At 71.5% G+C, this 21,809-nt stretch carries 23 protein-coding genes; 14 read left to right on the top strand and 9 right to left on the bottom strand.

The window, feature by feature from the left end; genetic code table 11:
• Positions 1–50 precede the first annotated feature (50 nt).
• Positions 51–710 (bottom strand): DUF305 domain-containing protein, encoded by a 660-nt coding sequence (locus ACZ3IJ_RS26025; RefSeq protein ID WP_467471964.1) that lies wholly within the window; start codon positions 708–710, stop codon positions 51–53.
• 196 nt (positions 711–906) lie between these two features.
• Between ACZ3IJ_RS26025 and ACZ3IJ_RS26020 the strand changes: the two genes are divergently transcribed.
• A complete protein-coding gene (locus tag ACZ3IJ_RS26020) occupies positions 907–2,439 on the top strand; it encodes an LVIVD repeat-containing protein (RefSeq protein ID WP_467471962.1) in 1,533 nt (510 codons plus the stop codon).
• On the opposite strand, the gene ACZ3IJ_RS26015 is transcribed toward ACZ3IJ_RS26020, so the two are convergent.
• The 4 genes from ACZ3IJ_RS26015 to ACZ3IJ_RS26000 all read right to left on the bottom strand — a co-directional run bounded on the left by ACZ3IJ_RS26015 (position 2,415) and on the right by ACZ3IJ_RS26000 (position 5,596).
• Positions 2,415–3,089, bottom strand: a complete 675-nt coding sequence (locus ACZ3IJ_RS26015) for a TetR/AcrR family transcriptional regulator (protein WP_467471959.1) — start codon at positions 3,087–3,089, stop codon at positions 2,415–2,417. The genes ACZ3IJ_RS26020 and ACZ3IJ_RS26015 overlap by 25 nt on opposite strands.
• Before the next feature lie 129 nt (positions 3,090–3,218).
• Positions 3,219–3,920: a phosphatase PAP2 family protein gene (locus tag ACZ3IJ_RS26010; RefSeq protein ID WP_467471957.1), complete on the bottom strand. Its 702-nt coding sequence runs from the start codon at positions 3,918–3,920 to the stop codon at positions 3,219–3,221.
• 54 nt (positions 3,921–3,974) lie between these two features.
• Positions 3,975–4,910 (bottom strand): M56 family metallopeptidase, encoded by a 936-nt coding sequence (locus ACZ3IJ_RS26005; protein WP_467471955.1) that lies wholly within the window; start codon positions 4,908–4,910, stop codon positions 3,975–3,977.
• Between the two features lie 86 nt (positions 4,911–4,996).
• On the bottom strand, positions 4,997–5,596 hold the full coding sequence (locus ACZ3IJ_RS26000) for a DUF5134 domain-containing protein (protein ID WP_467471953.1): 600 nt from the start codon (positions 5,594–5,596) through the stop codon (positions 4,997–4,999).
• Positions 5,597–5,739: 143 nt separating this feature from the next.
• Between ACZ3IJ_RS26000 and ACZ3IJ_RS25995 the strand changes: the two genes are divergently transcribed.
• Positions 5,740–6,291 carry a GNAT family N-acetyltransferase gene (locus tag ACZ3IJ_RS25995; RefSeq protein WP_467471951.1) on the top strand — a complete coding sequence of 184 codons (552 nt, stop codon included), beginning with the start codon at positions 5,740–5,742 and terminating at the stop codon, positions 6,289–6,291.
• Positions 6,292–6,355: 64 nt separating this feature from the next.
• Here ACZ3IJ_RS25995 and ACZ3IJ_RS25990 read toward each other — a convergent pair whose 3' ends face one another.
• Positions 6,356–7,039 carry a glycerophosphodiester phosphodiesterase gene (locus ACZ3IJ_RS25990; protein ID WP_467471949.1) on the bottom strand — a complete coding sequence of 228 codons (684 nt, stop codon included), beginning with the start codon at positions 7,037–7,039 and terminating at the stop codon, positions 6,356–6,358.
• A 362-nt stretch (positions 7,040–7,401) separates the two neighbouring features.
• Here ACZ3IJ_RS25990 and ACZ3IJ_RS25985 point away from each other — a divergent pair, with 362 nt between their 5' ends.
• From ACZ3IJ_RS25985 to ACZ3IJ_RS25965, 5 genes are all read left to right on the top strand, one after another.
• Positions 7,402–8,808, top strand: a complete 1,407-nt coding sequence (locus tag ACZ3IJ_RS25985; protein WP_467471947.1) for a DUF6421 family protein — start codon at positions 7,402–7,404, stop codon at positions 8,806–8,808.
• A gap of 29 nt (positions 8,809–8,837) precedes the next feature.
• Positions 8,838–9,596: an SDR family NAD(P)-dependent oxidoreductase gene (locus ACZ3IJ_RS25980; RefSeq protein WP_467471946.1), complete on the top strand. Its 759-nt coding sequence runs from the start codon at positions 8,838–8,840 to the stop codon at positions 9,594–9,596.
• Positions 9,593–10,672, top strand: coding sequence for a threonine aldolase family protein (locus tag ACZ3IJ_RS25975; protein ID WP_467472336.1), 1,080 nt, complete (start codon positions 9,593–9,595; stop codon positions 10,670–10,672). The genes ACZ3IJ_RS25980 and ACZ3IJ_RS25975 overlap by 4 nt, the downstream gene beginning before the upstream one ends.
• 83 nt (positions 10,673–10,755) lie before the next feature.
• A complete protein-coding gene (locus tag ACZ3IJ_RS25970) occupies positions 10,756–11,334 on the top strand; it encodes a transglutaminase-like domain-containing protein (protein WP_467471944.1) in 579 nt (192 codons plus the stop codon).
• A 70-nt stretch (positions 11,335–11,404) separates the two neighbouring features.
• On the top strand, positions 11,405–12,097 hold the full coding sequence (locus ACZ3IJ_RS25965; RefSeq protein WP_467471942.1) for a B3/B4 domain-containing protein: 693 nt from the start codon (positions 11,405–11,407) through the stop codon (positions 12,095–12,097).
• Positions 12,098–12,195: 98 nt separating this feature from the next.
• Here the strand turns inward: ACZ3IJ_RS25965 and ACZ3IJ_RS25960 are convergent, their stop codons facing one another.
• Complete coding sequence (locus ACZ3IJ_RS25960) at positions 12,196–12,918, bottom strand: lysophospholipid acyltransferase family protein (protein WP_467471940.1); 723 nt, start codon at positions 12,916–12,918, stop codon at positions 12,196–12,198.
• Positions 12,919–13,143: 225 nt separating this feature from the next.
• Between ACZ3IJ_RS25960 and ACZ3IJ_RS25955 the strand changes: the two genes are divergently transcribed.
• The 5 genes from ACZ3IJ_RS25955 (at position 13,144) to ACZ3IJ_RS25935 (ending at position 17,638) form a co-directional block, all read left to right on the top strand.
• A complete protein-coding gene (locus tag ACZ3IJ_RS25955) occupies positions 13,144–13,461 on the top strand; it encodes a TlpA family protein disulfide reductase (protein WP_467471938.1) in 318 nt (105 codons plus the stop codon).
• A gap of 222 nt (positions 13,462–13,683) precedes the next feature.
• A complete protein-coding gene (locus tag ACZ3IJ_RS25950; RefSeq protein WP_467471936.1) occupies positions 13,684–14,199 on the top strand; it encodes a flavin reductase family protein in 516 nt (171 codons plus the stop codon).
• A 190-nt stretch (positions 14,200–14,389) separates the two neighbouring features.
• A complete protein-coding gene (locus ACZ3IJ_RS25945; RefSeq protein ID WP_391800763.1) occupies positions 14,390–15,175 on the top strand; it encodes an electron transfer flavoprotein subunit beta/FixA family protein in 786 nt (261 codons plus the stop codon).
• Between the two features lie 56 nt (positions 15,176–15,231).
• Positions 15,232–16,194 (top strand): electron transfer flavoprotein subunit alpha/FixB family protein, encoded by a 963-nt coding sequence (locus ACZ3IJ_RS25940; RefSeq protein WP_467471934.1) that lies wholly within the window; start codon positions 15,232–15,234, stop codon positions 16,192–16,194.
• A gap of 154 nt (positions 16,195–16,348) precedes the next feature.
• A complete protein-coding gene (locus ACZ3IJ_RS25935; protein WP_467471932.1) occupies positions 16,349–17,638 on the top strand; it encodes a DUF6986 family protein in 1,290 nt (429 codons plus the stop codon).
• Positions 17,639–17,837: 199 nt separating this feature from the next.
• Here ACZ3IJ_RS25935 and ACZ3IJ_RS25930 read toward each other — a convergent pair whose 3' ends face one another.
• A complete protein-coding gene (locus ACZ3IJ_RS25930) occupies positions 17,838–18,917 on the bottom strand; it encodes a LacI family DNA-binding transcriptional regulator (protein WP_467471930.1) in 1,080 nt (359 codons plus the stop codon).
• Between the two features lie 85 nt (positions 18,918–19,002).
• Between ACZ3IJ_RS25930 and ACZ3IJ_RS25925 the strand changes: the two genes are divergently transcribed.
• Positions 19,003–19,932 (top strand): ROK family protein, encoded by a 930-nt coding sequence (locus tag ACZ3IJ_RS25925; protein ID WP_391800766.1) that lies wholly within the window; start codon positions 19,003–19,005, stop codon positions 19,930–19,932.
• Positions 19,933–20,191: 259 nt separating this feature from the next.
• Here the strand turns inward: ACZ3IJ_RS25925 and ACZ3IJ_RS25920 are convergent, their stop codons facing one another.
• Positions 20,192–20,494, bottom strand: a complete 303-nt coding sequence (locus tag ACZ3IJ_RS25920) for a hypothetical protein (protein ID WP_467472355.1) — start codon at positions 20,492–20,494, stop codon at positions 20,192–20,194.
• A gap of 140 nt (positions 20,495–20,634) precedes the next feature.
• Between ACZ3IJ_RS25920 and ACZ3IJ_RS25915 the strand changes: the two genes are divergently transcribed.
• On the top strand, positions 20,635–21,672 hold the full coding sequence (locus ACZ3IJ_RS25915; RefSeq protein ID WP_467471928.1) for an NUDIX hydrolase: 1,038 nt from the start codon (positions 20,635–20,637) through the stop codon (positions 21,670–21,672).
• Positions 21,673–21,809: the final 137 nt, after the last annotated feature.

Here is a 21,809-nt window from a genome sequence, read left to right as displayed (position 1 = left end):
CGTCACCCGAGGCCCGGGCCGCCACCCCGGCCGCCACCCGAGGCCCGGGCCTACATCGACCGCATCCGGTTGATCTCCGCCGTCTGCTGCGCGATCACGTCGTTCGCCATCTCCTCCACGAGCACGTTGTTCCCGTTCCCCAGCACCTCCGCCGCCATCGTCACCGCGCCGTCGTGGTGCGTGATCATCAGCTTCAGGAACAGCTCGTCGAAGGCCCTGCCCCTGGCGTTCCTGAGGGCCGCGAGCTGAGCCTCGGTCGCCATCCCCGGCATCGTGTGGTGGTCGTGCCCGGTCTGCTCGCGCGGACCGCCGTTGGTTTTCAGCCAACCCTCCATCGCGCCGATCTCCGGCTTCTGCGCCGCCGTGATCCGCTCCGCCAGCTTCTTGATCGGCTCGGACCCGGCCCGGTCCGGTACGAGAGCGGTCATCGTGAGCGCCTGCCGGTGATGGACGACCATCATCTGGGCGTAGGTGAAGTCTGCCGCGTTGGGCTTGCCGTCGGGCAGCAGCTTGGACGCCTCGGCGGGGGATATCCTCCGCGCCGGCTCGCCCGGCTTCCCCGGTGCCACGACCGCGGGCCCGGTGGAGCCCTGGCTCTGCGGCTCGCCTCCCGAGCCCGAGCCGGAGCCCGAGTCGCAGGCGGCGAGCGCCAGCACGGCGACGGCGGTGAGCGCCACGGCGACGGCTCCGCGGTTACGGCGGTTCAACAAGGCGACCTCCAGGGATGGTTCCGGGGGCAGGGGCCGAAACATGGCCGGGGGGACTGTTCCTAGCACGCTTCCACGAGAAGTCGATCAAAAACCTTCATGACATGTGTGTTGCCATCTGTTGAGATGTGCACGCTAAGGACGATACTGCCGGGGTCCATCAACCGTTCAACTACGAACGGATACAAGGGAGGACGGAGTGACTTCGTTGCGAACCACCCGCATCACGCGCACCCCGCGTGCTCGGATCAGAGGCCTGGGTGTGGCGACCGCCGCGGCCGGACTGCTGGTCAGCCTGCTCGCCGCAGGTCCCGCGGCCGCCACGCCCGACCCGGGTGACGCCACCGCGTCGCAGGGCACCGTCTCCGCGGAACAGGCGGCCGAAGCCCGGTCCGCCATCCGGAGCGGCGAGATACCCGGCGTGGACGAGATCGTGCACAGCGACAACATCCAGCACCTCGTGAACATCCCCAAGGACGCTCTCGCGGGCACCAACTCCGACCTGGCCTTCCAGGGCAAGTACGCGTTCGCGGGCAACTACGACGGCTTCCGGATCTTCGACATCAGCAACCCGGGCGCGCCGAAGACGGTCGCCCAGGTGCTGTGCCCCGGTTCGCAGAACGACATCTCCGTCTCCGGCAACCTCGTCTTCCTCTCCACCGACTCCTCCCGCAGCGACAACTCCTGTGCCAGCGTCAGCCAGCCGGCCACGGAGAAGTCCTCATGGGAGGGCATGAAGATCTTCGACATCAGCGACATCAGTAACCCGAGGTACGTCGCCGCCGTCGAGACCGCCTGCGGTTCGCACACCCACACGCTGGTGCCCGAGAAGCGGGACGTGTACGTCTACGTCTCGTCGTACTCGCCCAACGCGGCGTTCCCGGACTGCCAGCCGCCGCACGACGGCATCTCGGTCATCAAGGTGCCGCGCAAGGCCCCGGAGAAGGCCGCGATCGTCTCCTTCCCCGTCCTCTTCCCCGGTGAGGGCCCGGACGGCGGCGGCAACCCCGGTGGCCCGACCAACCCGGGCGTCTCCAAGACCACCGGCTGCCACGACATCACCGTGCTGCCGGGCAAGGACCTCGCGGCCGGCGCCTGCATGGGCGACGGCATCCTCTTCGACATCGAGGACCCTGAGCGTCCGAAGGTCATCGACCGCGTCCAGGACAACGTCAACTTCGCGTTCTGGCACTCGGCGACGTTCAACCAGAAGGCGAACAAGGTCGTCTTCACCGACGAGCTCGGCGGCGGCTCCGGCGCGACCTGCAACGAGGCCGTGGGCCCGAACCGCGGCGCGGACGGCATCTACGACATCGTCGGCAAGGGCAAGCACCGCGAACTCGTCTTCCGCAGCTACTTCAAGATCCCGCGCCACCAGGCCGACACCGAGAACTGCGTCGCCCACAACGGCTCGCTCATCCCGGTCAAGGGCAAGGACCTCATGGTCCAGGCGTGGTACCAGGGCGGCGTCTCCGTCTGGGACTTCACCGACTCCAGCAAGCCGAAGGAGATCGCCTACTTCGAGCGCGGTCCGCTCTCCGCCACCACCATCAGCACGGGCGGTTCGTGGTCCGCGTACTACTACAACGGCTACATCTACTCGAACGACATCGCCAAGGGCTTCGACGTCCTGAAGCTCGACGACCGTCGTACGGACCCGGCGAAGCGGGTCCGGATGGACGCCCTCAACGTCCAGACCCAGCCGGACTACTTCGACGACTTCGAGGACTGACGCGGCACACGGACCGGTAACACCGATGCCGTGAACGGCATGCCGTCGGGCGGACCCCCGTCCGGCGGCATGCCCTGCTCCCAGTCCAGTCCGTACCGCTGGAACAGCTCCCCGCGCAGCCGCGTCACCGGCATCGGCGCCCCCGGCAGCAGCACCGCCACGACCGCGCCCATCAGCAGCGCCCGCAGCAGCGGATAGTCCGCGTCCACGTTCGCGGAGCCGTACCGCGTCATCGTGTCCCGCAGCAGGAACGCCAGCCGCTGCTGTTCCGGGCACTGCACGAAACCCTCGGCCTGAAGGATGCCCGCCATGTGCGTCCGCATCAGCACCGGATGATCCACGGCCAGGCCGAGTACGGCGTCGATGGCGCGCGCCATCCGCTCACGCCCGTCCTCCGTGCGCGGCTCGCGCTCCAGCGCCTCCTCCAGGGTCAGGGCCATCAGCCGGTGCACCGCCGACTGCAGCAGATGGCGCTTGCCGGGGAAGTAGTACGAGATCAGACCGCGCGCCGAACCGGCCCGCTCGGCGATGTCGCCCAGGGTCGTCGCCTCGTACCCGCGCTCCGACACAAGCTCGACCGTGGCCTGGAGAAGTCGCTCACGTGAGCGTCGCCGAAGCTCTTCATTGACCTCTGGGCTACGCGGGGACATGCTGGACTCCTGCGTTGACTGGCTCGCAGCCAATATACTCAGCGCAGTCCGCTGCCGCGCCTTCATGGCTGGTCAGTGGGTTTGCCGTCTGTTCTGGGCGACGCGGGGGATCGTCCAGAACAGGCGGCTTCACGTTGTTTCTCCCATTCTGCCCCCGTCCGTTCCCGGAGGATCCGCCCGGTCGGCGCTCCTCGCGGCCCTCTCCTGCCACACGGCGCCGTGGCGGCGGTACGTGACGATCGCCCCGGCGACGAAGCACCAGCCCAGGAGCCAGCCGGCCACGACGTCCGACAGCCAGTGCACGCCTAGGTAGATCCGGGTCCACCCCACCCCGAGCACCGACACCGGCGCGGCCACGGCGAGCAGGCTCCAGCCACGCCAGGTCTCCCGCCAGTGCAGGGCGAAGACCCAGAGCAGCAGGCCCCAGCCCACCGTCTCGGTCATCGCGTGCCCGGATGGAAAGGCCGCGTACTGCGCCGAGTCCACCGGGTCGGGCCAGCCGGGCCGCGGCCTGCCGACCGCCGCCTTCAGTCCCTGCTGCACCCCCGACGCGAGGAGTGTCGCGGCCGCCACCCACAGGGCCAGCCACCGCTCGCGGCGCCACCACAGCGCGAGGACGGTGACGGTGATCAGCGCGCGCATCGTCCACGGGTCCCACACCCAGTCCGTCATGATCCGGTTGGCATGCGTGAACCCGGGCTCGGCCAGCGCGCTGCGGTGCAGCGCGTCGGCGACCGACCGGTCCAGGGAGAGAAGCGGGGGCCAGCCCACCACCACAAGGACGAGCAGCAGCACGGCGAGGGCACCGGAGACCAGGGCGGAGGAGCGCATGGGCCGATCTTCCCCGACGTTCGCGCCGGCACACCCGCGTCCGCGCCGTCCGCGCTACCCGAGCGCCTTCAGGGCGGGGACGAACGCCACCAGGACCGGCACCACCGGCACCAGTGCCGCGGCGGCCGTCAGCCGCAGCCGCCGCCCGGCGGTGAGCCGGGGCGCGGCCGTCAGGAGACGGTTCACCCGTCCTGGGAGGTCCGCGCCGGAGGTCGAGCCGGGTCCGAACACCCCACGCTCCTCGTTGAGTTCGACCAGTGCCAGCGCGATCGTGAGCCGTCCGAACCGACGTGAGGCGACATCGTCGGCCGCCAGCTCCACGAGCCGGTGCATCTGGTCACGGAAGGCCGCGAAGACGGGAATCCCCGGGAAACCGCCCGCGAGCGCGCCCGAGCAGTGCAGCAGCCAGTCGTGGCGCGCCCGGGCGTGTCCCTGCTCGTGGGCGAGGACGGCGTCGAGCTGGCGCCCCTTCAGCCGGCGCAGCGCCGCCGTCGTGATGACCAACTGCGGCGTGGTGCCCGGCAGCCACCAGGCGTCCGGGCGCTCGCCCTCCAGGACGACCAGCCGCCCGCTTCCCGGCTCCTCGCCGGGCAACAGCGGGGAGCGGACGAGTAGTTCGCAACGCCGCTGCCGGCGGCGGGCCCGGGCCCCGCGGATCTCCCGGGTCAGCATCGCGCCGGTCCACAGTCCGCCACAGGCGAGGATCACGGCGAGCGCCCCCGACCACGGCTGGTGGGTGCCCAGTTCGTACGCCTCGACCACACGGCTCGGCGCGCCGACGAAGACGTGGCCCCGAACCCCCTGCCAGGCCGCCGCCGCGCTGAACGTCATCGACAGCGCGAAACACAGCAGCACCGCCGCCACCACGCACTGCCACATCCACAACGCCACCACGGGCTCGCGTTCCGCCCAGTCGGACGGCGACAGCAGTCGCGGGGCCACGGCGGCCGTCAGGACGCCGAGCGCGAGCAACGCGAGGGAGACCAACATGACGCAAGACTATGAGGCCGTGCTACCCCCGGGTACGGCCGGGCGCGCCAAGTGACGTACGCCACGGCCCGGCCCGGCACGCCGGCTCACAGCGCGACGAGCATCGCCAGCATCGCGAGGGCCATGGACAGCCGGCACACGAGCGTGAACTCGGGCCGCACGACCCACGCCGGCGCGGGTCCGCCCGTGGACAGAGCCGTCGAGGCCGTCGCCGAGGCCACCGCCGGCGTCCCCGTCGAGGCCGCCACCGGTACCAGTCGGGCGCCCGTGCGGAGCACGTACGCGACGTAGTAGAGGAGCAGCACCGCCGTCACCGCAGGGGCGCTCCCGCCACCTCCGCCGCTGCCGTGTGCCCCGTGCGCGGCCCCCTGGACGGGCCACGCCATGTAGACCATCGCCAGCGACCCCACCAGATGGTGCAGGTGGTGACCCCCGCGCCGGACCGACATCAGCGCGTGCACCGCCGCCGCCCCGAACACCGACGCGTACACCGACCACCACCACACAGGCGGCGTCACGACCGCGGCGGGCAGTGCCATCGCGGCCATCCCGAATCCCATCACCGCCTCGCCCGCCGCCGTCCTGCGCTCCTCACCCGCGCAGCGGCGCGCGCGCAGCAGGCAGTACGCCCCGCTCGCCCCGCACAGCGTCAGCATCAGCCAGGCCGACAAGGCCGGTCCGTGCACGGCACACCTCCCCAGGTCTCCCTCCCCGTCGATGCCCACGCCCGGCCGGGCGCACGCGAGCGCACAGGCGTACGTGGGGAGCACACACCGGGGCGCTACGCTCGGGGGGATCGCCAGCGCCTCCGAGGGGAGCCCCGAACAGCATGGACACCGCCACGCCGCAGGACACCGGCCGGATCACCTACCGCGACGCGGTGGAGGACGACGTCGAGGCCCTCGTGCCGCTCGTCGAATCGGCGTACCGCGGCGACTCCAGCCGGGCCGGCTGGACCACCGAGGCGGACATCCTGCAGGGGCAGCGGACCGACGCCGAGGGCGTACGGGCCGTCATCACCACCCCGGGCAGCCGGCTGATGGTGGTGGAGCGGGACGGCGGGATCGTCGCCTGCTGCCAGCTCGAACACCGGGGCGAGGCAGCCTACTTCGGCATGTTCGCCGTCCGCCCCGAGCTCCAGGGCGCGGGCCTCGGCCGGCGCATCATCGAAGAGGCCGAGCGCCGGGTGCGGGAGATCTGGGGCGTGAGCGAGATGCACATGACCGTGATCTCGGTGCGCGAGGAGCTCATCGCCTGGTACGAGCGGCGCGGCTACCGCCGTACGGGACGGATGACGCCGTTCCCGTACGGCGACGAGCGCTTCGGCGTCCCGCAGCGGGACGACCTGCAGTTCGAGCTCCTGGTGAAGCCGCTGGCCTGAGGCCGGGGCCCGGCTCTCGGGCCTCCGCCTGCGGGCCTCCGGCTCGCGGGCCTCGGCCCGCGGCTCAGGCCGTGAAGCGGCCGGTGCGGCGGATCTCCGGATAGTCGGTCGTCGCTCCGTCCAGCTCCAGGGCGCGGACCAGCCGCAGATGGTCCTGCGTGTTCACTACCCAGCCGATCACCCGCAGCCCCTCACGGTGGGCGTGCTCGACCGTCTCCAGGGTCAGGTGCTGGATGCTCAGGACGAGCGCGCCGGCCCCGACGGCCTTCGCCCGGTCCACGATGTCCGCGTCCCACTCCTCGGCGACCAGCGCGGTACGGGCTCCGGGGACCAGCCGGGCGATCTCGGCGAGGGCCTCGTCGTGGAAGGAGAGGACCTCCACACGGCCGACCAGGTCGCGCCGGTTCATCACCTCGGCGAGCGTCCTGGCCGCCGCCACGTCCTTGATCTCCGCCTGGAGCGGGGACCGCACCGCGTCCAGGACCTCTTCGAAGACGGGGACGCGTTCCCCGTGCCCCGCGTCGAGCTCGCGCAGCTCCGCCAGGGTCTTCTCGGCGATCGGGCCGCTGCCGTCGGTGGTACGGCCGACGTCGGCGTCGTGCATGACGACGAGGGCGCCGTCCTTGCTGAGGTGGAGGTCCAGCTCGATGACGTCCATACCGGACCGTTCGGCGCGGACGAAGGAACGCAGGGTGTTCTCGGGCTCGACGCCCATGACACCGCGGTGACCGATGGTGAGGAAACTCAAGATCTTCTCGCTTCCGTCGATGTCCGGGCCCGGGTCCCTCCGGGCTCCCGGTGCGGCTCGGGGCGCAGCCTAATGACTTCACCGCAAGAAGGAAGCGCATGCGCGCGTGCCGTCGGAAGGCCCTCCTCCGGCGGATCGGTTCCCCGATCGCCGCCCTTGCGCGACCATGCGGGCGTCCGGTGCGTCGGGGCCCTGCGCTCGACCGTCATGGCGGGGGATGCGAGCGCTCAAACCTCGTCCGGCAGGAAAATCAGCGGTGACCATGGGGGTCGCACAGGATAATTTCTCTTCCCCCTCTTGTCCGGAGGAAGCGCCGCCGGATACGGTGGCTTGACGCGAGGTTCTCCTGTGGAGGAAGTGACATGACGGAAATTCTTGTGCAGGACGTGACCGGTGGGGGGATACTCACCGCTGCCCCGGTGATCGAGCACCCTGCCTGGCCCGAGCTCAAGAATGCCGTGGAGGAGATCCGCCCCTGGCAGAGCAAGGACGGCTCCATCGACTTCGAGGCCGAGGGCGCACCGTCCCGCGCCCAGGCCGAGAGTGTGGTCGAGCGGATCGTGGACGCGGTCGAGCGGCTCTCTCCGCTGCTCCCGCACGACGCCGCCTACCACCGCGCGCTCGTCGCCGACCTGCGCACGTGGGCCGACGGCGGCTTCGAGGTCCCTGACTTCCTCGACTCCCTGCTGGCGTTCCAGCCCGCTGCGGACCGTCAGGACGGGCTCCAGCACCTGGCGCTCTTCCCGATGTACACCCAGAACGGCAACCCGGACCGCAACCTCGAAGCGGTCGTGCTCCGCATGGTGTGGCCGGAGTGGCTCTCCGAGCTGGAGCGCACCCGCTACGACAACCCGCTCTTCTGCGGCATCACCTTCGAGGACTTCACGCCGGGCTACGACACCAACTCGGCCGTCCTCTTCCCCGAGACCATCGCCGTGCGCGAGGCCCCCGAGCGCTTCAGCTGGGGCGGCATCTTCTGCGACCGCGAGGCCGCCCGCTTCCGCAAGGTCACCGAGGCCTCCGTCGACATCCTGGGCATCGAGCTGCCCGAGGACATCGCGGCCATGGTCGAGGACCAGCAGCGCTGCGAGGCCGCGTTCGTGCTCTGGGACATGGTCCACGACCGCACCCACAGCCACGGCGACCTGCCGTTCGACCCGTTCATGATCAAGCAGCGCCAGCCGTTCTGGATGTACGGCCTGGAGGAGCTGCGCTGCGACCTCACCGCCTTCAAGGAGGCCGTGAAGCTGGAGGCCGAGGGCAACGCCCACGGTCGTGACGTGCAGTACGCCGTCCTCTTCGACCGGATGTTCCGTTTCCCGGTCACCGGTGACCGCAACCGGAACTACGACGGCCTGGGCGGTCAGCTCCTCTTCGCGTACCTCCACAAGCACGAGGTCGTGCGCTGGACCGACAACAAGCTCAAGATCGACTGGAACCGGGCCCCCGAGGTCACCAACCAGCTCTGCGCCGAGATCGAGAAGCTGTACCGCGACGGCATCGACCGCCCGAAGCTGGTCCACTGGTTCAAGGCGTACGACCTGGTCTCCACCTACCTCGCCCCGCACCCCGGATCGAAGTGGGCCAAGGGCCCCGACGCCCTGGACCTGACCCTCCCGCCCCGCAAGCTCGTCGACGACGTGCTTCCGGACGAGTTTCCGCTCAGCATGTTCTATGAGGCCCTGTCCAAGAAGCTGAAGGACGTGATCGCCTCCACCAAGGGCATCACCGCCGCGAACGCTTCGCGGACCGAGCAGGCTGCCGCGTGAACCCAGTCACGGAGGAGGAGGGGACGACCATGAACGGCAACGGGAACGGCGGGCCGCTGGAGGGTGCCGTCATCGCGGTCGCGGGAGCGGCCGGACCTGCCGGGCGGGCGACGCTGATGCGCCTCGCCGACGCCGGCGCCATCGTCGTCGGAGCCGACGCCGACCCGGCCCGCCTGGCCGAGGCGGTCGACGCCGCACGGTACGCCCACGGAGGCGCCACGGTCATCGGCGACACGGTCGACCTCTTCGACCTCGGCGCGGCCCGGGAGTGGGCCGACAAGACCGAGAAGGAGTTCGGCCGGATCGACGGGCTCGTCCACCTCGTCGGCGGCTGGCGCGGCAGCGCCACCTTCGGTGAGACCGACCTCGCCGACTGGAACTTCCTCGAGAAGCTCCTCATCCGCACGGTCCAGTCCACCTCCCTCGCCTTCCGTGACGCGCTCGGCCGCAGCGACCGCGGCCGCTACCTGCTGATCAGCGCCGCGGGCGCCTCGAAGCCCACCGCCGGGAACGCGGCCTACGCCGCGGCCAAGGCGGCGGCCGAGGCGTGGACGCTCGCCATGGCCGACGACTTCCGCAAGGCGGGGGGCGACGAGGGCCCCCAGGCCGCGGCTGCCATCCTGGTGATCAAGGCACTGGTGCACGACGCCATGCGCGCCGAGCGCCCGAATGCGAAGTTCGCGGGCTTCACCGACGTCGACGATCTGGCCGCCGAGATCGTCGCCGTCTGGGACCGGCCCGCACAGGAAGTGAATGGACAGCGTCTGTGGCTGACCCCCAAGCCGTGACCCCGGCCCTGCCCCCCAGGACCGACGCCCGTCGTCACCACGACCCGTCGGTCCGGGGCTTCGCCAGCGACAACTACGCCGGCGCCCACCCGGAGGTGCTCGCGGCCATCGCGCTCGCCAACGACGGTCATCAGATCGCCTACGGCGAGGACGACTACACCGAGCACCTCCAGCGCATCATGCACAGCCACTTCGGCCCGAGCGCCGAGGCCTTCCCGGTGTTCAACGGCACCGGCGCGAACGTCACCGCCCTCCAGGCGCTGACCGACCGCTGGGGCGCCGTGATCTGCGCCGAGTCCGCGCACATCAACGTGGACGAGGGCGGCGCCCCCGAGCGGATGGGCGGCCTCAAGCTGCTCACCGTGCCCACCCCGGACGGCAAGCTCACCCCCGAGCTGATCGACCGGCAGGCCTGGGGCTGGGAGGACGAGCACCGCGCCATGCCGCAGGTCGTCTCGATCACCCAGAACACCGAGCTGGGCACCGTCTACACCGTGGACGAGATCCGGGCCATCGTGGAGCACGCCCACGCCAAGGGCATGAAGGTGCACCTCGACGGCGCCCGGATAGCCAACGCCGCCGCCTCCCTGGACGTCCCGATGCGGGCGTTCACCAACGCGGCGGGCGTGGACGTGATCTCGTACGGCGGGACCAAGAACGGCATGCTGTTCGGCGAGGCGGTCGTCGTCCTGAACCCGGACGCGGTCAGCCACATGAAGCATCTGCGCAAGCTGTCCATGCAGCTCGCGTCCAAGATGCGTTTCGTGTCGGTGCAACTGGAGGCGCTGCTCGCCAAGGACCTGTGGCTGCGGAACGCCTCGCACGCCAACGCGATGGCGCAGCGCCTCGCGGCCGGCGTGCGCGAGGTGGACGGGGTCGAGATCCTCTACCCCGTGCAGGCCAACGCGGTCTTCGCGCGGCTCCCGCACGAGGTGAGCACCCGTCTGCAGAAGCGGTTCCGCTTCTACTTCTGGGACGAGGCCGCGGGTGACGTGCGCTGGATGTGCTCCTTCGACACCACGGAGGACGACGTCGACGCCTTTCTCCAGGCGCTGAAGGAGGAGATGGCGCGGTAGTGCTCTCTCTCGAATAGCATAGGTATGCGACCGGCCGGAAAGTCATTGACTTCCGGCCGGTCCTCTTCCTAGGGTCCCCGGCTATGGAGCTGATCCAGGAGCACCCCGAACTCTCCTCGTACCTCGTCGCGGACGAGGTCGTCGACCATGAGCACCCCGTCGTGCGCGAGACGGCCGCCGCGCTGCGGGCCCGGAACCCTGACGTACACGCATACGCCCGAGCCGCCTTCGCGCACGTGCGGGACGAGATCCCGCACTCGAGCGACACCGGCGACCCGCGCGTCACCTGGCGCGCCTCCGACGTCCTCGCGCAGCGCACCGGAATCTGCCACGCCAAGGCGCACGCGCTCGTCGCGCTGCTGCGTGCCGAGTCGATTCCGGCGGCGCTGTGCTACCAGAAGTTCGACGTGCTGCACGGGCTGGTCGCGATCAGGCTGCCCGGTACGGAGACGTGGCACCGGCAGGATCCGCGCGGGGGTCTGCCGGGTCAGGAGGCGGAGTTCTCGCTGGAGAGAGAGCGGCTGGCCTTCCTGCCCGACCCGGAGTTCAATGAGGTGGACTATCCGGTGCTGTATTCTGTACCGCATGCGGGAGTGCTGAGCGCCATGCGGTCCGCGCCGGACAGTCTGGAACTCCTGCGGACCCTCCCGGCCGACCTCTGACGCCGCAGCCGACGCACCGGCCTCCGACACACCGGCCGCTGCCGCACCGACCTCTGACGCAAGGACGACGATGCCCCTCACCCTGACGGTCTCCGACGAGGTGCGTGCCCTCGTGCCCGGCTTCACCCACCTCGCCGTCGAGGCCCACGGACTCGTCAACGGCCCCAGCGACGAAGCCAGTTCGGCCCTGCTCGACGACGCGGCCCGCCGCCTCGCCGAGCGGCTCGCGGGCCGGACCCCGGACCAGGACCCGCACATCGCGGCCTGGCGCGCGGCGTACTCCGCGTTCGGCGCCAAGCCCTCCCGTACGCGCAACTCCGCGGAGGCGCTGGCCAGGCGGGCCCTCGCCGACGGCGGGCTCCCCCGGATCAACCGGCTGGTCGACGCCTACAACGCGATCAGCGTCGCGTACCTCGTCCCGGCCGGCGGCGAGGACCTCGACCGCATCCAGGGCGGCATGAGCCTCGTGCGGGCCACCGGCGACGAGCCCTTCGTGACCATGGCGGGCGGCGAGGAGACGGTGGAGCACCCGGAGCCGGGCGAGATCGTCTGGCGTGACGAGGCGGGCGTCACCTGCCGCCGCTGGAACTGGCGCCAGGGGCCGCGCACGCGGATCGACGACGACACCGTCGACGCGGTCTTCCTGCTGGAGTCGCTGACGCCCATGACGCGCGACGAGCTCCTCGCCGCCGGCTCGGAGCTCGCCGAGTCGCTGGAGAAGCTGAGCCCCGGGGCGCGGATCACCGTCCGCGACCCGGAGTAGACCCCGTCACGGTTCGGGTCGGCGTACCGCGGAGGACGTACCGGGGGCGTACCGCGGACCGCGCGCGAGGGCGCCGCGTCGCGGCCGGTCCACCGGCGTCAGCCGGCGTCCTTCACCTCGGCCGGGGTCGGCGCCGTGCCCCCGAGGTGCGCGGGGACCCACCAGGTGTCGCTCGCGTCCTTGGGGCGTACGGGATACGCGCGCTGCGCGGCCTCCAGGAGCTCCTGGCAGCGCTCGCGCAGACGGCGGGTGATGGCGCCCGCGTACTGGTCGGTGGGAGCCTCCACCGGCTCGCCCACCCGGATCGTCACCGGGATGTGGCTGCGCTTGAAGTTCCGCGGCCGGCCCTTGGTCCAGATCCGCTGCGTGCCCCAGAGGGCCATCGGGATCAGCGGCACCCCGGCCTCCTGCGCCAGCCGCGCCGCACCCGACTTGAAGCTCTTCAGCGTGAAGGACTGCGAGATGGTCGCCTCGGGGAAGACGCCGATGATCTCCCCGGCCTTCAGCGACTCCAGTGCGTGCTTGTAGGCGTGCTCGCCCTGGGAGCGGTCCACCGGGATGTGCTTCATGCCGCGCATCAGCGGGCCCGAGACCTTGTGCCGGAAGACCGAGTCCTTGGCCATGAAGCGCACGAGACGCTTCTGCGGCAGCGCGGCCAGGCCCGTGAAGATGAAGTCCAGATAGCTGATGTGGTTGCTGACGAGCACCGCGCCACCCGTGCGCGGGATGTGCTCCGAACCCTGCGTGTCGATCTTGAGGTCCAGTGCCTTGAACATGGTCAGTGCGGCACCGATGACCGGCCGATACACGAGTTCTGCCATCTGAGAGGAACCCCTTCTTCTGTGCCTGGGGAGGGTTCTCCCGGCGGAAGTTACGCAGCCGTAGGTTTTCGGCTTTGGGCAGATCGTGCCCCATGTGGGCCCCCGTGACCAGTCCTGACGGCTTCGTACGGAGAGATAATCGTCACGCCCGGTGGCCGTGACGGGAATCGATCGGCGGCGTGAGGCGCTGCACCGGGGAGTGGCGGGCGAGAGGAAGACGGAGACATGGCGGCACAGTCCGAGAGGTGGGGCGGCGAGGACGGCGTCGAGCTGGGCGAGCGCGCCACGCTCGTCCAGTTCTCCACCGCCTTCTGCCAGCCCTGCCGCGCCACGCGCCGCACCCTCGCCGAGGTCGCCCGGATGGTCGAGGGCGTGGGCCACGTCGAGATAGACGCCGAGGAACGGCTCGATCTCGTACGGAAGTACGACATCGTCCGCACCCCCACCGTGCTCGTCCTCGACCGTGCCGGACGGGTCGTCGTCCGCGCCTCCGGACAGCCCCGCCGCGCGGACGTGATCGCCGCGCTGGGGCGGGCGGTCTGACGGGACGCTCCGGGCGGCGGTCTGACGCGGTGACACATCTCCCACATCCCGGTACCCGCTTGACTGCACCTGCCATCGATCGCCAATCTGACGGTGTGCCTTCAGAACTCCTTCTCCACGGGCGGGCCCACATCGACCTGGCCCGTCACGCGAGCGCGCGCTGTCCGGGTGTCTGAGAACCCCCGGACCCCTCGTACGCTCCCCTCGCAGAAGGACGACCCGATGACGGTTACGCCTGAACTCCGCACCGTCGGCGCCCCTCACCCGGCCTCTCCCGACCTCCTCCGCTCCGTCTTCCGGCAGCACGCGGCGGGTGTCGCGGTCATCACCGCCCGGGGCGACCGCCCGGCCGGGTTCACCGCCACCTCCCTCAGCTCCGTCGCCGCCGACCCCCCGCTCCTCTCCTTCGGTGTCGGCACCTCCTCGTCCAGCTGGCCGGTGCTCGCCGAGGCGGAGCACGTCGGCGTCCACATACTCGGCGAGCACCAGCGTGAGCTGGCGGACACCTTCGCCCGCAGCGGGGCCGACCGGTTCGGTCACCCGACGCGCTGGAGCGAGGGCCCCGAGGGGGTCCCCGTCCTGGACGGCGTCCTCGCCTGGCTGGTGTGCCGCGTCGTGGCCCGTGTCCCGGCCGGGGACCATCGGATCGTGATCGCCCAGGCCGTCGCCGGAGACCCGGCCGGAGCGGGCCGGCCGCTGCTCTACCACCAGGGCCGCTTCAACGCTCTGCGTGACTGAGTGTTCCCTTCCCTCGGCGTTGGCAAGGTCACACGGCTGAGCGCTTGCTTACTGGTAACGGACTGGGTGTACTGGCGAGTAATATTCCGGTGGGAGCGGTCGGACGCCCCGACCGGAAACCCGCCCTTCAGGCGCCTATGCTGCGAGCAACAAGGCAGCCCAGTTATGACGATGCAGTAGGAGAGCCGGCGTGAGCTTGAGGATCGTTGTCTGTGTGAAGTACGTGCCCGACGCCACCGGCGACCGGCACTTCGCCGATGACCTGACCGTCGACCGCGACGACGTCGACGGCCTGCTGTCGGAGCTCGACGAGTACGCGGTCGAGCAGGCGCTCCAGATCGCCGAGGAGGCCGACGACGCCGAGGTCACCGTCCTCACCGTCGGCCCCGAGGACGCGAAGGACGCGCTGCGCAAGGCGCTGTCGATGGGCGCCGACAAGGCCGTCCACGTCGAGGACGACGACCTGCACGGCTCCGACGTCATGGGCACCTCGCTGGTCCTGGCGAAGGCGATCGAGAAGACCGGCTACGACGTCGTCATCGCCGGTATGGCCTCCACCGACGGCACCATGGGCGTTCTCCCGGCGATCCTGGCCGAGCGCCTGGGCGTTCCGCAGGTCACGCTGCTCTCCGAGGTGAAGATCGAGGACGGCAAGGTGACCGGCCGCCGTGACGGCGACACCGCGTCGGAGCAGCTCGAGGCGTCGCTCCCGGCCGTCGTGTCGGTGACCGACCAGTCGGGCGAGGCCCGCTACCCGTCCTTCAAGGGCATCATGGCCGCCAAGAAGAAGCCGGTGGAGTCCCTGGACCTGGAGGACCTCGAGCTCGAGGCCGACGAGGTCGGCCTGGAGGGCGCGTGGACCGCGGTCGACTCCGCCTCCGAGCGTCCGGCCCGCACGGCCGGCACGATCGTCAAGGACGAGGGCGAGGGCGGCAAGCAGCTGGCCGAGTACCTCGCGAGCCAGAAGTTCATCTAGGGCTCGCGCGAGCCACCTGACCCGCCCCCTTTTCGTTCGCAGGAGATTGAATCCCCATGGCTGAGATTCTCGTCTACGTCGACCACGTCGACGGAGCCGTCCGCAAGCCCACCCTGGAGCTGCTGACGCTCGCCCGCCGTCTGGGCGAGCCCGTCGCCGTCGCCCTCGGCGCCGGTGCGGCCGACACCGCCGCCGTGCTCGCCGAGCACGGTGCCGTGAAGGTCCTGACCGCCGACGCCCCGGAGTTCGCCGAGTACCTCGTCGTCCCGAAGGTCGACGCGCTGCAGGCCGCGTACGACGCGGTGTCCCCGGCCGCCGTGCTCGTCCCGTCCTCCGCCGAGGGCAAGGAGATCGCGGCCCGCCTCGCGGTCCGCATCGGCTCCGGCATCATCACCGACGCCGTCGACCTGGAGGCCGGTGACGAGGGCCCGGTCGCGACGCAGTCCGCGTTCGCCGCCTCCTTCACCACCAAGTCCCGTGTCTCCAAGGGCACCCCGGTCATCACGGTCAAGCCGAACTCGGCTCCCGTCGAGGCCGCCCCGGCCGCCGGTGCCGTCGAGGCCCTCGCGGTCTCCTTCGGCGAGCTGGCCACCGGCACCAAGGTCACCGCGCGCACCCCGCGCGAGTCGACCGGCCGTCCGGAGCTGACCGAGGCCGCGATCGTGGTCTCCGGCGGCCGTGGCGTCAACGGCGCCGAGAACTTCGCGGTCATCGAGAAGCTCGCCGACTCGCTCGGTGCCGCCGTCGGCGCCTCGCGTGCCGCCGTCGACGCCGGCTGGTACCCGCACTCCAACCAGGTGGGCCAGACCGGCAAGTCGGTCTCGCCGCAGCTGTACATCGCCTCCGGCATCTCCGGTGCGATCCAGCACCGCGCGGGTATGCAGACCTCGAAGACCATCGTGGCCATCAACAAGGACGCCGAGGCCCCGATCTTCGAGCTCGTCGACTACGGCGTGGTCGGTGACCTCTTCGACGTCGTCCCGCAGCTGACCGAGGAGATTCAGACCCGTAAGGGCTGACCTGCGGTTCTGTTCGGTCCGGGGGCCGCGTGGTGATGATCACCGCGCGGCCCCCGGCCGTTTCGGACACCCATTGACGCAGGTCCCGACCGACTACTAACTTCGCTATACGGATTGTTGATTCCGTGAAGCGGAAAATAGGAGGATGTGGGAGATGGGTCAGCAGGAGAAGGTGTCGACGAGCCTCGCCGGAGCGGTCAGCGAGGGCATCAGCGCCTCCCTCGCAGCGGTGGACGCCGAGCTCGACCGGCGCTACCCGGGCGACCCGGGCACCCGCCAGCCCGTCCACACCGTCTACGTCCCCGGCAACGTCTTCGACGCCGGAACCATCCGCTCCTGGGGCGACCAGGCACTCGCCGCCCTCGACGAGCACGCCCGGGACGCCCACTCCTTCGCCGAGGTCCTCGGCCTCTCCCACGAGCTCGCCGAGGACGTCTACGGCCGCGTGCGCGCCAAGCTGGAGCGCGAGCCGATCGAGGACCTCAGGGTCGACTTCGAGGACGGATACGCGGGCCAGGACGAGGACGCCGACGCCGCCCGCGCAGCCCGTCTGATCTCCGAGGCGTACGCGAAGGGGACCGCCGCCCCGTACATGGGCATCCGGATGAAGTGCATGGAGGCCGCCGTACGCGACCGCGGCATCCGCACCACCGACGTCTTCCTCACCGGTCTCCTCGAGAACGGCGGCCTGCCCGACGGCCTCGTCCTCACGCTTCCCAAGGTGACCTACCCCGAGCAGGTCTCCGCCTTCGTCCGCCTCCTGGAGGCCTTCGAGAAGGCTCACGGCCTGGACGAGGGCCGCCTCGGCTTCGAGATCCAGATCGAGACCAGCCAGTCCATCCTCGCCGCCGACGGCACCGCCGCCGTCGCCCGCATGATCGGCGCCGCCGAGGGCCGCGCGACCGGCCTGCACTACGGCACCTTCGACTACAGCGCCTGCCTCGGCGTCTCCGCCGCCTACCAGGCCAGCGACCACCCGGCGGCCGACCACGCCAAGGCGATCATGCAGGTCGCCGCCGCCGGTACGGGCGTACGGGTCTCCGACGGCTCCACCAACGTCCTCCCGGTCGGCTCCACCGAGCACGTGCACGAGGCCTGGCGCCTGCACTACGGCCTCACCCGCCGGGCGCTCGCCCGCGCCTACTACCAGGGCTGGGACATGCACCCGGGCCACATCCCGACGCGGTACGCCGCCGTCTTCGCCTTCTACCGCGAGGGCTTCGAGGCCGCCGCCAAGCGCCTCTCGGCCTACGCCAACCACGCGGGCGGCGACGTCATGGACGAGCCCGCCACGGCCAAGGCGCTCAGCTCCTACCTCCTGCGCGGCATCGACTGCGGCGCCCTGGACACCGCCGAGGTCGACGCCCTCACCGGCCTCTCCCGCGCCGACCTGGACCGCTTCGCGGCCCCGCGCCGCGGCGACCTCACGGCGACGGCGCAGTAACGGCCCCCGGCCCGTTCGCGCACCCAGCCGGCGACGGCGCAGTAGCGGGCGGGCCCCTGGGCCCCTACGCGCACCCACCCCGGCTGCACGGCCCCGACGCGCACCCACCCGCCGACGCATGACACACCGCCCCGCCCTCCGTACGCGTACGGAGGGCGGGGACATTCCATGGCGCCCCGCCCCCGGCCGCGGGCTCCCGCTACGCGGGCGGCGGCGGGATCTCGCCCGAGCCGCGCGGGATCAGACGGGTGTCCAGGACGACCCGGGCCGGTTCGTCGTCGAAGCCGTCCAGACGGCGGAAGAGCCGCTCGGCCGCCGTGCGGCCCATGGCCGCCGCGTCCTGCGCGATCACGGTGATGCCGAGGAGATCGGCCAGCTCGATGTCGTCGAAGCCCACGAGAGCCACCGGACGGTCGTGGCCGGCCAGGGTGCGGACCGCCGTGACCGTGACCCGGTTGTTGCCCGCGAAGAGCGCCGTCACCGGCTCCGGGCCGGAGACCATGGCGGTCACCGCCTCCCGGACCCGGTCGGGGGCCGTCGGCCCCAGCGAGACCCACGAGGAGTCGACGTCCAGCCCCGCGTCCTCCATCGCCGCCCGGTATCCGCGCAGGCGCTCCGTCGCCGTGTGGATGCGGGGCTGGTCGCCGATGAAACCGATCCGGCGGTGCCCGTGCGCGATCAGATGCGCCACACCGTCGCGCGAGCCGCCGAAGCTGTCCGACAGGACGACGTCGGCGTCGATGCTGCCCGCGGGGCGGTCCACGAAGACCGTGGCGACGCCCGCCTTGATCTCGGGTTCGAGGTAACGGTGGTCCGTTCCGGCGGGGATGACGATCAGTCCGTCCACGCGCCGCGCGCACAGCGCGAGGGCCAGCTCCTGCTCGCGCTCCGGATCCTCCGCGCTGGAACCGTTGATGAGCAGGGCCCCGTGGGCGCGGGCGACCTCCTCGACGGCGCGGCTGAGCGGACCGTAGAAGGGGTCGGCGAGGTCTTCGAGGACCAGACCCACGGATGCCGTACGCCCCTTGCGCAGCACGCGCGCACTGTCGTTGCGGCGGAAGCCGAGCGAGTCGATGGCCTCCTGCACCCGGTGCTCGGTGTCGGGAGTGACTCCCGGTTCGCCGTTGACGACGCGGGAGACCGTCTTGAGCCCGACGCCGGCCAGCGCGGCGACGTCCTTCATCGTGGGCCGATTGCCGTAACGGTGCTCGGGGCGGCGGGCGGTGTCGGCCACTGTGCGCGAATCTCCTCGGGTCTCGTCTCTGTCTCGTCCGAGCATAGGCCCTGGACAACGTTGTCAGGGCGGGAGAGACTGTACGTCACAGCGATCTACACGCTCTCGCCCCTCTGGAGACACCGCGCACATGCAGACTGACCTCGTTGCCGCCCTTGACTTCGGCGGTACCAAGATCGCCGGTGCGCTGGTGGACGGCGCCGGCGGCATTCTCGTACGGGCGCAGCGGCCCACGCCCGCGCGGGAGGACGGCGAGACGGTGATGCGGGCGGTCGAGGCGGTGCTCGCGGACCTGGCGGCCTCGCCCCTGTGGCACGCGGCGCACACGGTCGGCATCGGCAGCGCGGGCCCCGTGGACGCCTCGGCGGGCACGGTCAGCCCGGTCAACGTCCCCGGCTGGCGCGGCTTTCCGCTGGTCGAGCGCGTTCACCGGGCGACGGGTGGGCGGCCCGTGACACTCGTCGGCGACGGCGTCGCGATGACGGCCGCCGAGCACTGGCAGGGCGCCGCCCGCGGCCACGACAACGCGCTCTGCCTGGTCGTCTCGACGGGCGTCGGCGGTGGTCTGGTGCTCGACGGCCGGGTGCACCCCGGACCCACCGGCAACGCGGGTCACATCGGGCACATCAGCGTCGACCTGGACGGCGACCCGTGCGCCTGCGGCGGCCGCGGCTGCGTCGAACGCATCGCCAGCGGGCCGCAGATCGCCCGCCGCGCCCTGGAGAACGGCTGGCGGCCGGGCCCGGACGGCGACACCTCGGCCGCGGCGGTGGCGGCGGCGGCGCAGGCGGGGGAGCCGGTCGCCGTCGCGTCGTTCGAGCGCGCCGCGCGGGCGCTGGCCGCGGGGATCGCCGCCACGGCGACCCTGGTCGAGATCGACATCGCCGTCGTGGGCGGCGGTGTGGCCGGCGCGGGCGATGTGCTCTTCACCCCGCTGAGGCGCAGCCTGCGGGAGTACGCGACGCTGTCCTTCGTCCGCGACCTCGCCGTCGTCCCCGCGCTCACGGGAACGGACGCAGGCCTGCTCGGCGCGGCCGCGGCGGCACGCAAGGTGGCCTGACAACCGGCCCCGACGGCGGGCGGCCTCGAGGCGGGCGGGTTCGCGGGCCGCGCCTGCTGCGCCGGGGCTGCGGGTCGCGGCAGAGTCGTGAGCCGCAGGGTGGGTTCGCGGCGCACCGGGCCGACCGCCCGCGGTCCGGCGGGCCGCGCCGGGTTCCGCGGGGCGGCGGCGTTTCACGTGCCCAAGGGTGGGTTCTCGCCTGGCAGACGGCGCGTCCGTGTCCGGCGTGCGGCCGGTGGCCGCGTCCCTCCACGCACCGTCAGATGTTCGCCGCCGCCGCCGTTCTCGCCGCACTCCCGGCGGCCGCCGCAGCCGCGGGCGGCGCCGGCCGCGGTACGGCCCTGGTCGGCGTCCCCGCCCTGACCACGGCCTCCTCAGAGTGCGCCGCCCTCACCCTCTCCGCGGTCCTCTGCTCCACGATGACCAGGAACGCGTCCGAGTCGAGGTCCATCACGACCTCCGCCGGGAGCCCCTCGTCGCGGCGCGCGCTCGCGAACTCCTCGGCGGGCCAGCTGCCCCGCGGTCCTCCCGCGGGAAACCTCCGCAATACCGTACGGCTCATCTCCGCACCCCCTTGCCTCGCCGGTCCAACGAGAGTCCGTGCCGAAGTGTTACGCAGACGTCCGCACGCCCGTTCGCGCGGGGGTTTCCATGGCAGGGTGTTGCGGGCAAGCCACTGTGGGCTACCGAAGAGGGGGAATCGTGATCGTCTGGATCAACGGTGCGTTCGGCGCGGGCAAGTCCAGCACCGCGCGCGAGCTGGTCGAGCTGATCCCGAACAGCACGCTGTACGACCCCGAGCTCACCGGCGGGGGGCTCAACCGCCTGCTGCCGCGGAAGCGGCTCGACGAGGTCGACGACTTCCAGGACCTGCCGATCTGGCGCCGCCTGGTGGTCGACACGGCCGCCGCCCTGCTCGCCGAGGTCGGCGGCGTCCTCGTCGTCCCGATGACGCTGACGCGGCAGGAGTACCGCGACGAGATCTTCGGCGGTCTCGCGGCGCGGCGTATCGAGGTGCGCCATGTGGTGCTCGTCCAAGATGAAACGATCCTGCGGACCCGGATCGACGATCGCGCTGCCCGCGACGAGGACACGGAGGGGGCCGAGCGCGCCCGCCAGTGGTGCCACGACCACGTCGAACCCTTCCGTACCGCCCTCGACTGGCTCTCCGCCGACGCCTTCACCGTCGACAACACGACGCTGACGCCCGCCCGGACCGCGGCCGCCGTCGTCGAGGCCATGCGCGCCGGCCTCGCCGCTCCCTGCGGCATCGTGCAGACCCCCGAACCCACCGGCGAGACGCTGGCCGCGGGCGTCCTCCTCTTCGACGAACACGACCGGTTCCTGCTCGTCGACCCCACCTACAAGCCCGGCTGGGAGTTCCCGGGCGGCGTCGTCGAACCCGGCGAGCCGCCCGCCCGCGCGGGGATGCGCGAGGTCGCGGAGGAGATAGGGATAGAACTCGACGTCGTACCACGGCTCTTGCTCGTCGACTGGGAACGCCCGCAGCCGCCCGGCTACGGCGGCCTGCGTCTCCTCTTCGACGGCGGTCTGCTGCCCACGGCCGAAGCGGACCGGCTCCTGCTGCCCGGTGCCGAACTGCGCGGCTGGCGGTTCGTGACGGAGGACGAGGCCGCCGAACTGCTGCCGCCCGTCCGCTACCGCCGCCTCCGCTGGGCCCTCCGCGCCCGGGAGAGAGGCACGGTACTCAACCTGGAGGCCGGCGTCCCCGTCGGCTGAGGCGAACGCCCGGGCCCCGCGGGGCCCGGGCCCCGCCGGGCAGGGCTAGGGCGTGTTGCGAAAGTCCCGCCTGCCCCGCGACGCCTGGCACGCACGCTCGCTGCGTTGTCGGGATCGTCCGAGTACACCCGGTACGA

Source organism: Streptomyces sp. NPDC013317 (genome assembly GCF_055563155.1).
Note: the sequence above shows the minus strand (reverse complement) of the source record. Positions and strands in the feature narration are given on the sequence as shown.

Excerpts from the sequence above, each read along its gene's own strand:
- ACZ3IJ_RS26015 (WP_467471959.1), bottom strand. The coding sequence starts at position 3,089 with ATGTCCCCGCGTAGCCCAGAGGTCAATGAAGAGCTTCGGCGACGCTCA.
- ACZ3IJ_RS26010 (WP_467471957.1), bottom strand. The coding sequence starts at position 3,920 with ATGCGCTCCTCCGCCCTGGTCTCCGGTGCCCTCGCCGTGCTGCTGCTC.
- ACZ3IJ_RS26005 (WP_467471955.1), bottom strand. The coding sequence starts at position 4,910 with ATGTTGGTCTCCCTCGCGTTGCTCGCGCTCGGCGTCCTGACGGCCGCC.
- ACZ3IJ_RS25995 (WP_467471951.1), top strand. The coding sequence starts at position 5,740 with ATGGACACCGCCACGCCGCAGGACACCGGCCGGATCACCTACCGCGAC.
- ACZ3IJ_RS25985 (WP_467471947.1), top strand. The coding sequence starts at position 7,402 with ATGACGGAAATTCTTGTGCAGGACGTGACCGGTGGGGGGATACTCACC.
- ACZ3IJ_RS25980 (WP_467471946.1), top strand. The coding sequence starts at position 8,838 with ATGAACGGCAACGGGAACGGCGGGCCGCTGGAGGGTGCCGTCATCGCG.
- ACZ3IJ_RS25970 (WP_467471944.1), top strand. The coding sequence starts at position 10,756 with ATGGAGCTGATCCAGGAGCACCCCGAACTCTCCTCGTACCTCGTCGCG.
- ACZ3IJ_RS25965 (WP_467471942.1), top strand. The coding sequence starts at position 11,405 with ATGCCCCTCACCCTGACGGTCTCCGACGAGGTGCGTGCCCTCGTGCCC.
- ACZ3IJ_RS25960 (WP_467471940.1), bottom strand. The coding sequence starts at position 12,918 with ATGGCAGAACTCGTGTATCGGCCGGTCATCGGTGCCGCACTGACCATG.
- ACZ3IJ_RS25955 (WP_467471938.1), top strand. The coding sequence starts at position 13,144 with ATGGCGGCACAGTCCGAGAGGTGGGGCGGCGAGGACGGCGTCGAGCTG.
- ACZ3IJ_RS25950 (WP_467471936.1), top strand. The coding sequence starts at position 13,684 with ATGACGGTTACGCCTGAACTCCGCACCGTCGGCGCCCCTCACCCGGCC.
- ACZ3IJ_RS25940 (WP_467471934.1), top strand. The coding sequence starts at position 15,232 with ATGGCTGAGATTCTCGTCTACGTCGACCACGTCGACGGAGCCGTCCGC.
- ACZ3IJ_RS25935 (WP_467471932.1), top strand. The coding sequence starts at position 16,349 with ATGGGTCAGCAGGAGAAGGTGTCGACGAGCCTCGCCGGAGCGGTCAGC.
- ACZ3IJ_RS25930 (WP_467471930.1), bottom strand. The coding sequence starts at position 18,917 with ATGCTCGGACGAGACAGAGACGAGACCCGAGGAGATTCGCGCACAGTG.
- ACZ3IJ_RS25925 (WP_391800766.1), top strand. The coding sequence starts at position 19,003 with ATGCAGACTGACCTCGTTGCCGCCCTTGACTTCGGCGGTACCAAGATC.
- ACZ3IJ_RS25920 (WP_467472355.1), bottom strand. The coding sequence starts at position 20,494 with ATGAGCCGTACGGTATTGCGGAGGTTTCCCGCGGGAGGACCGCGGGGC.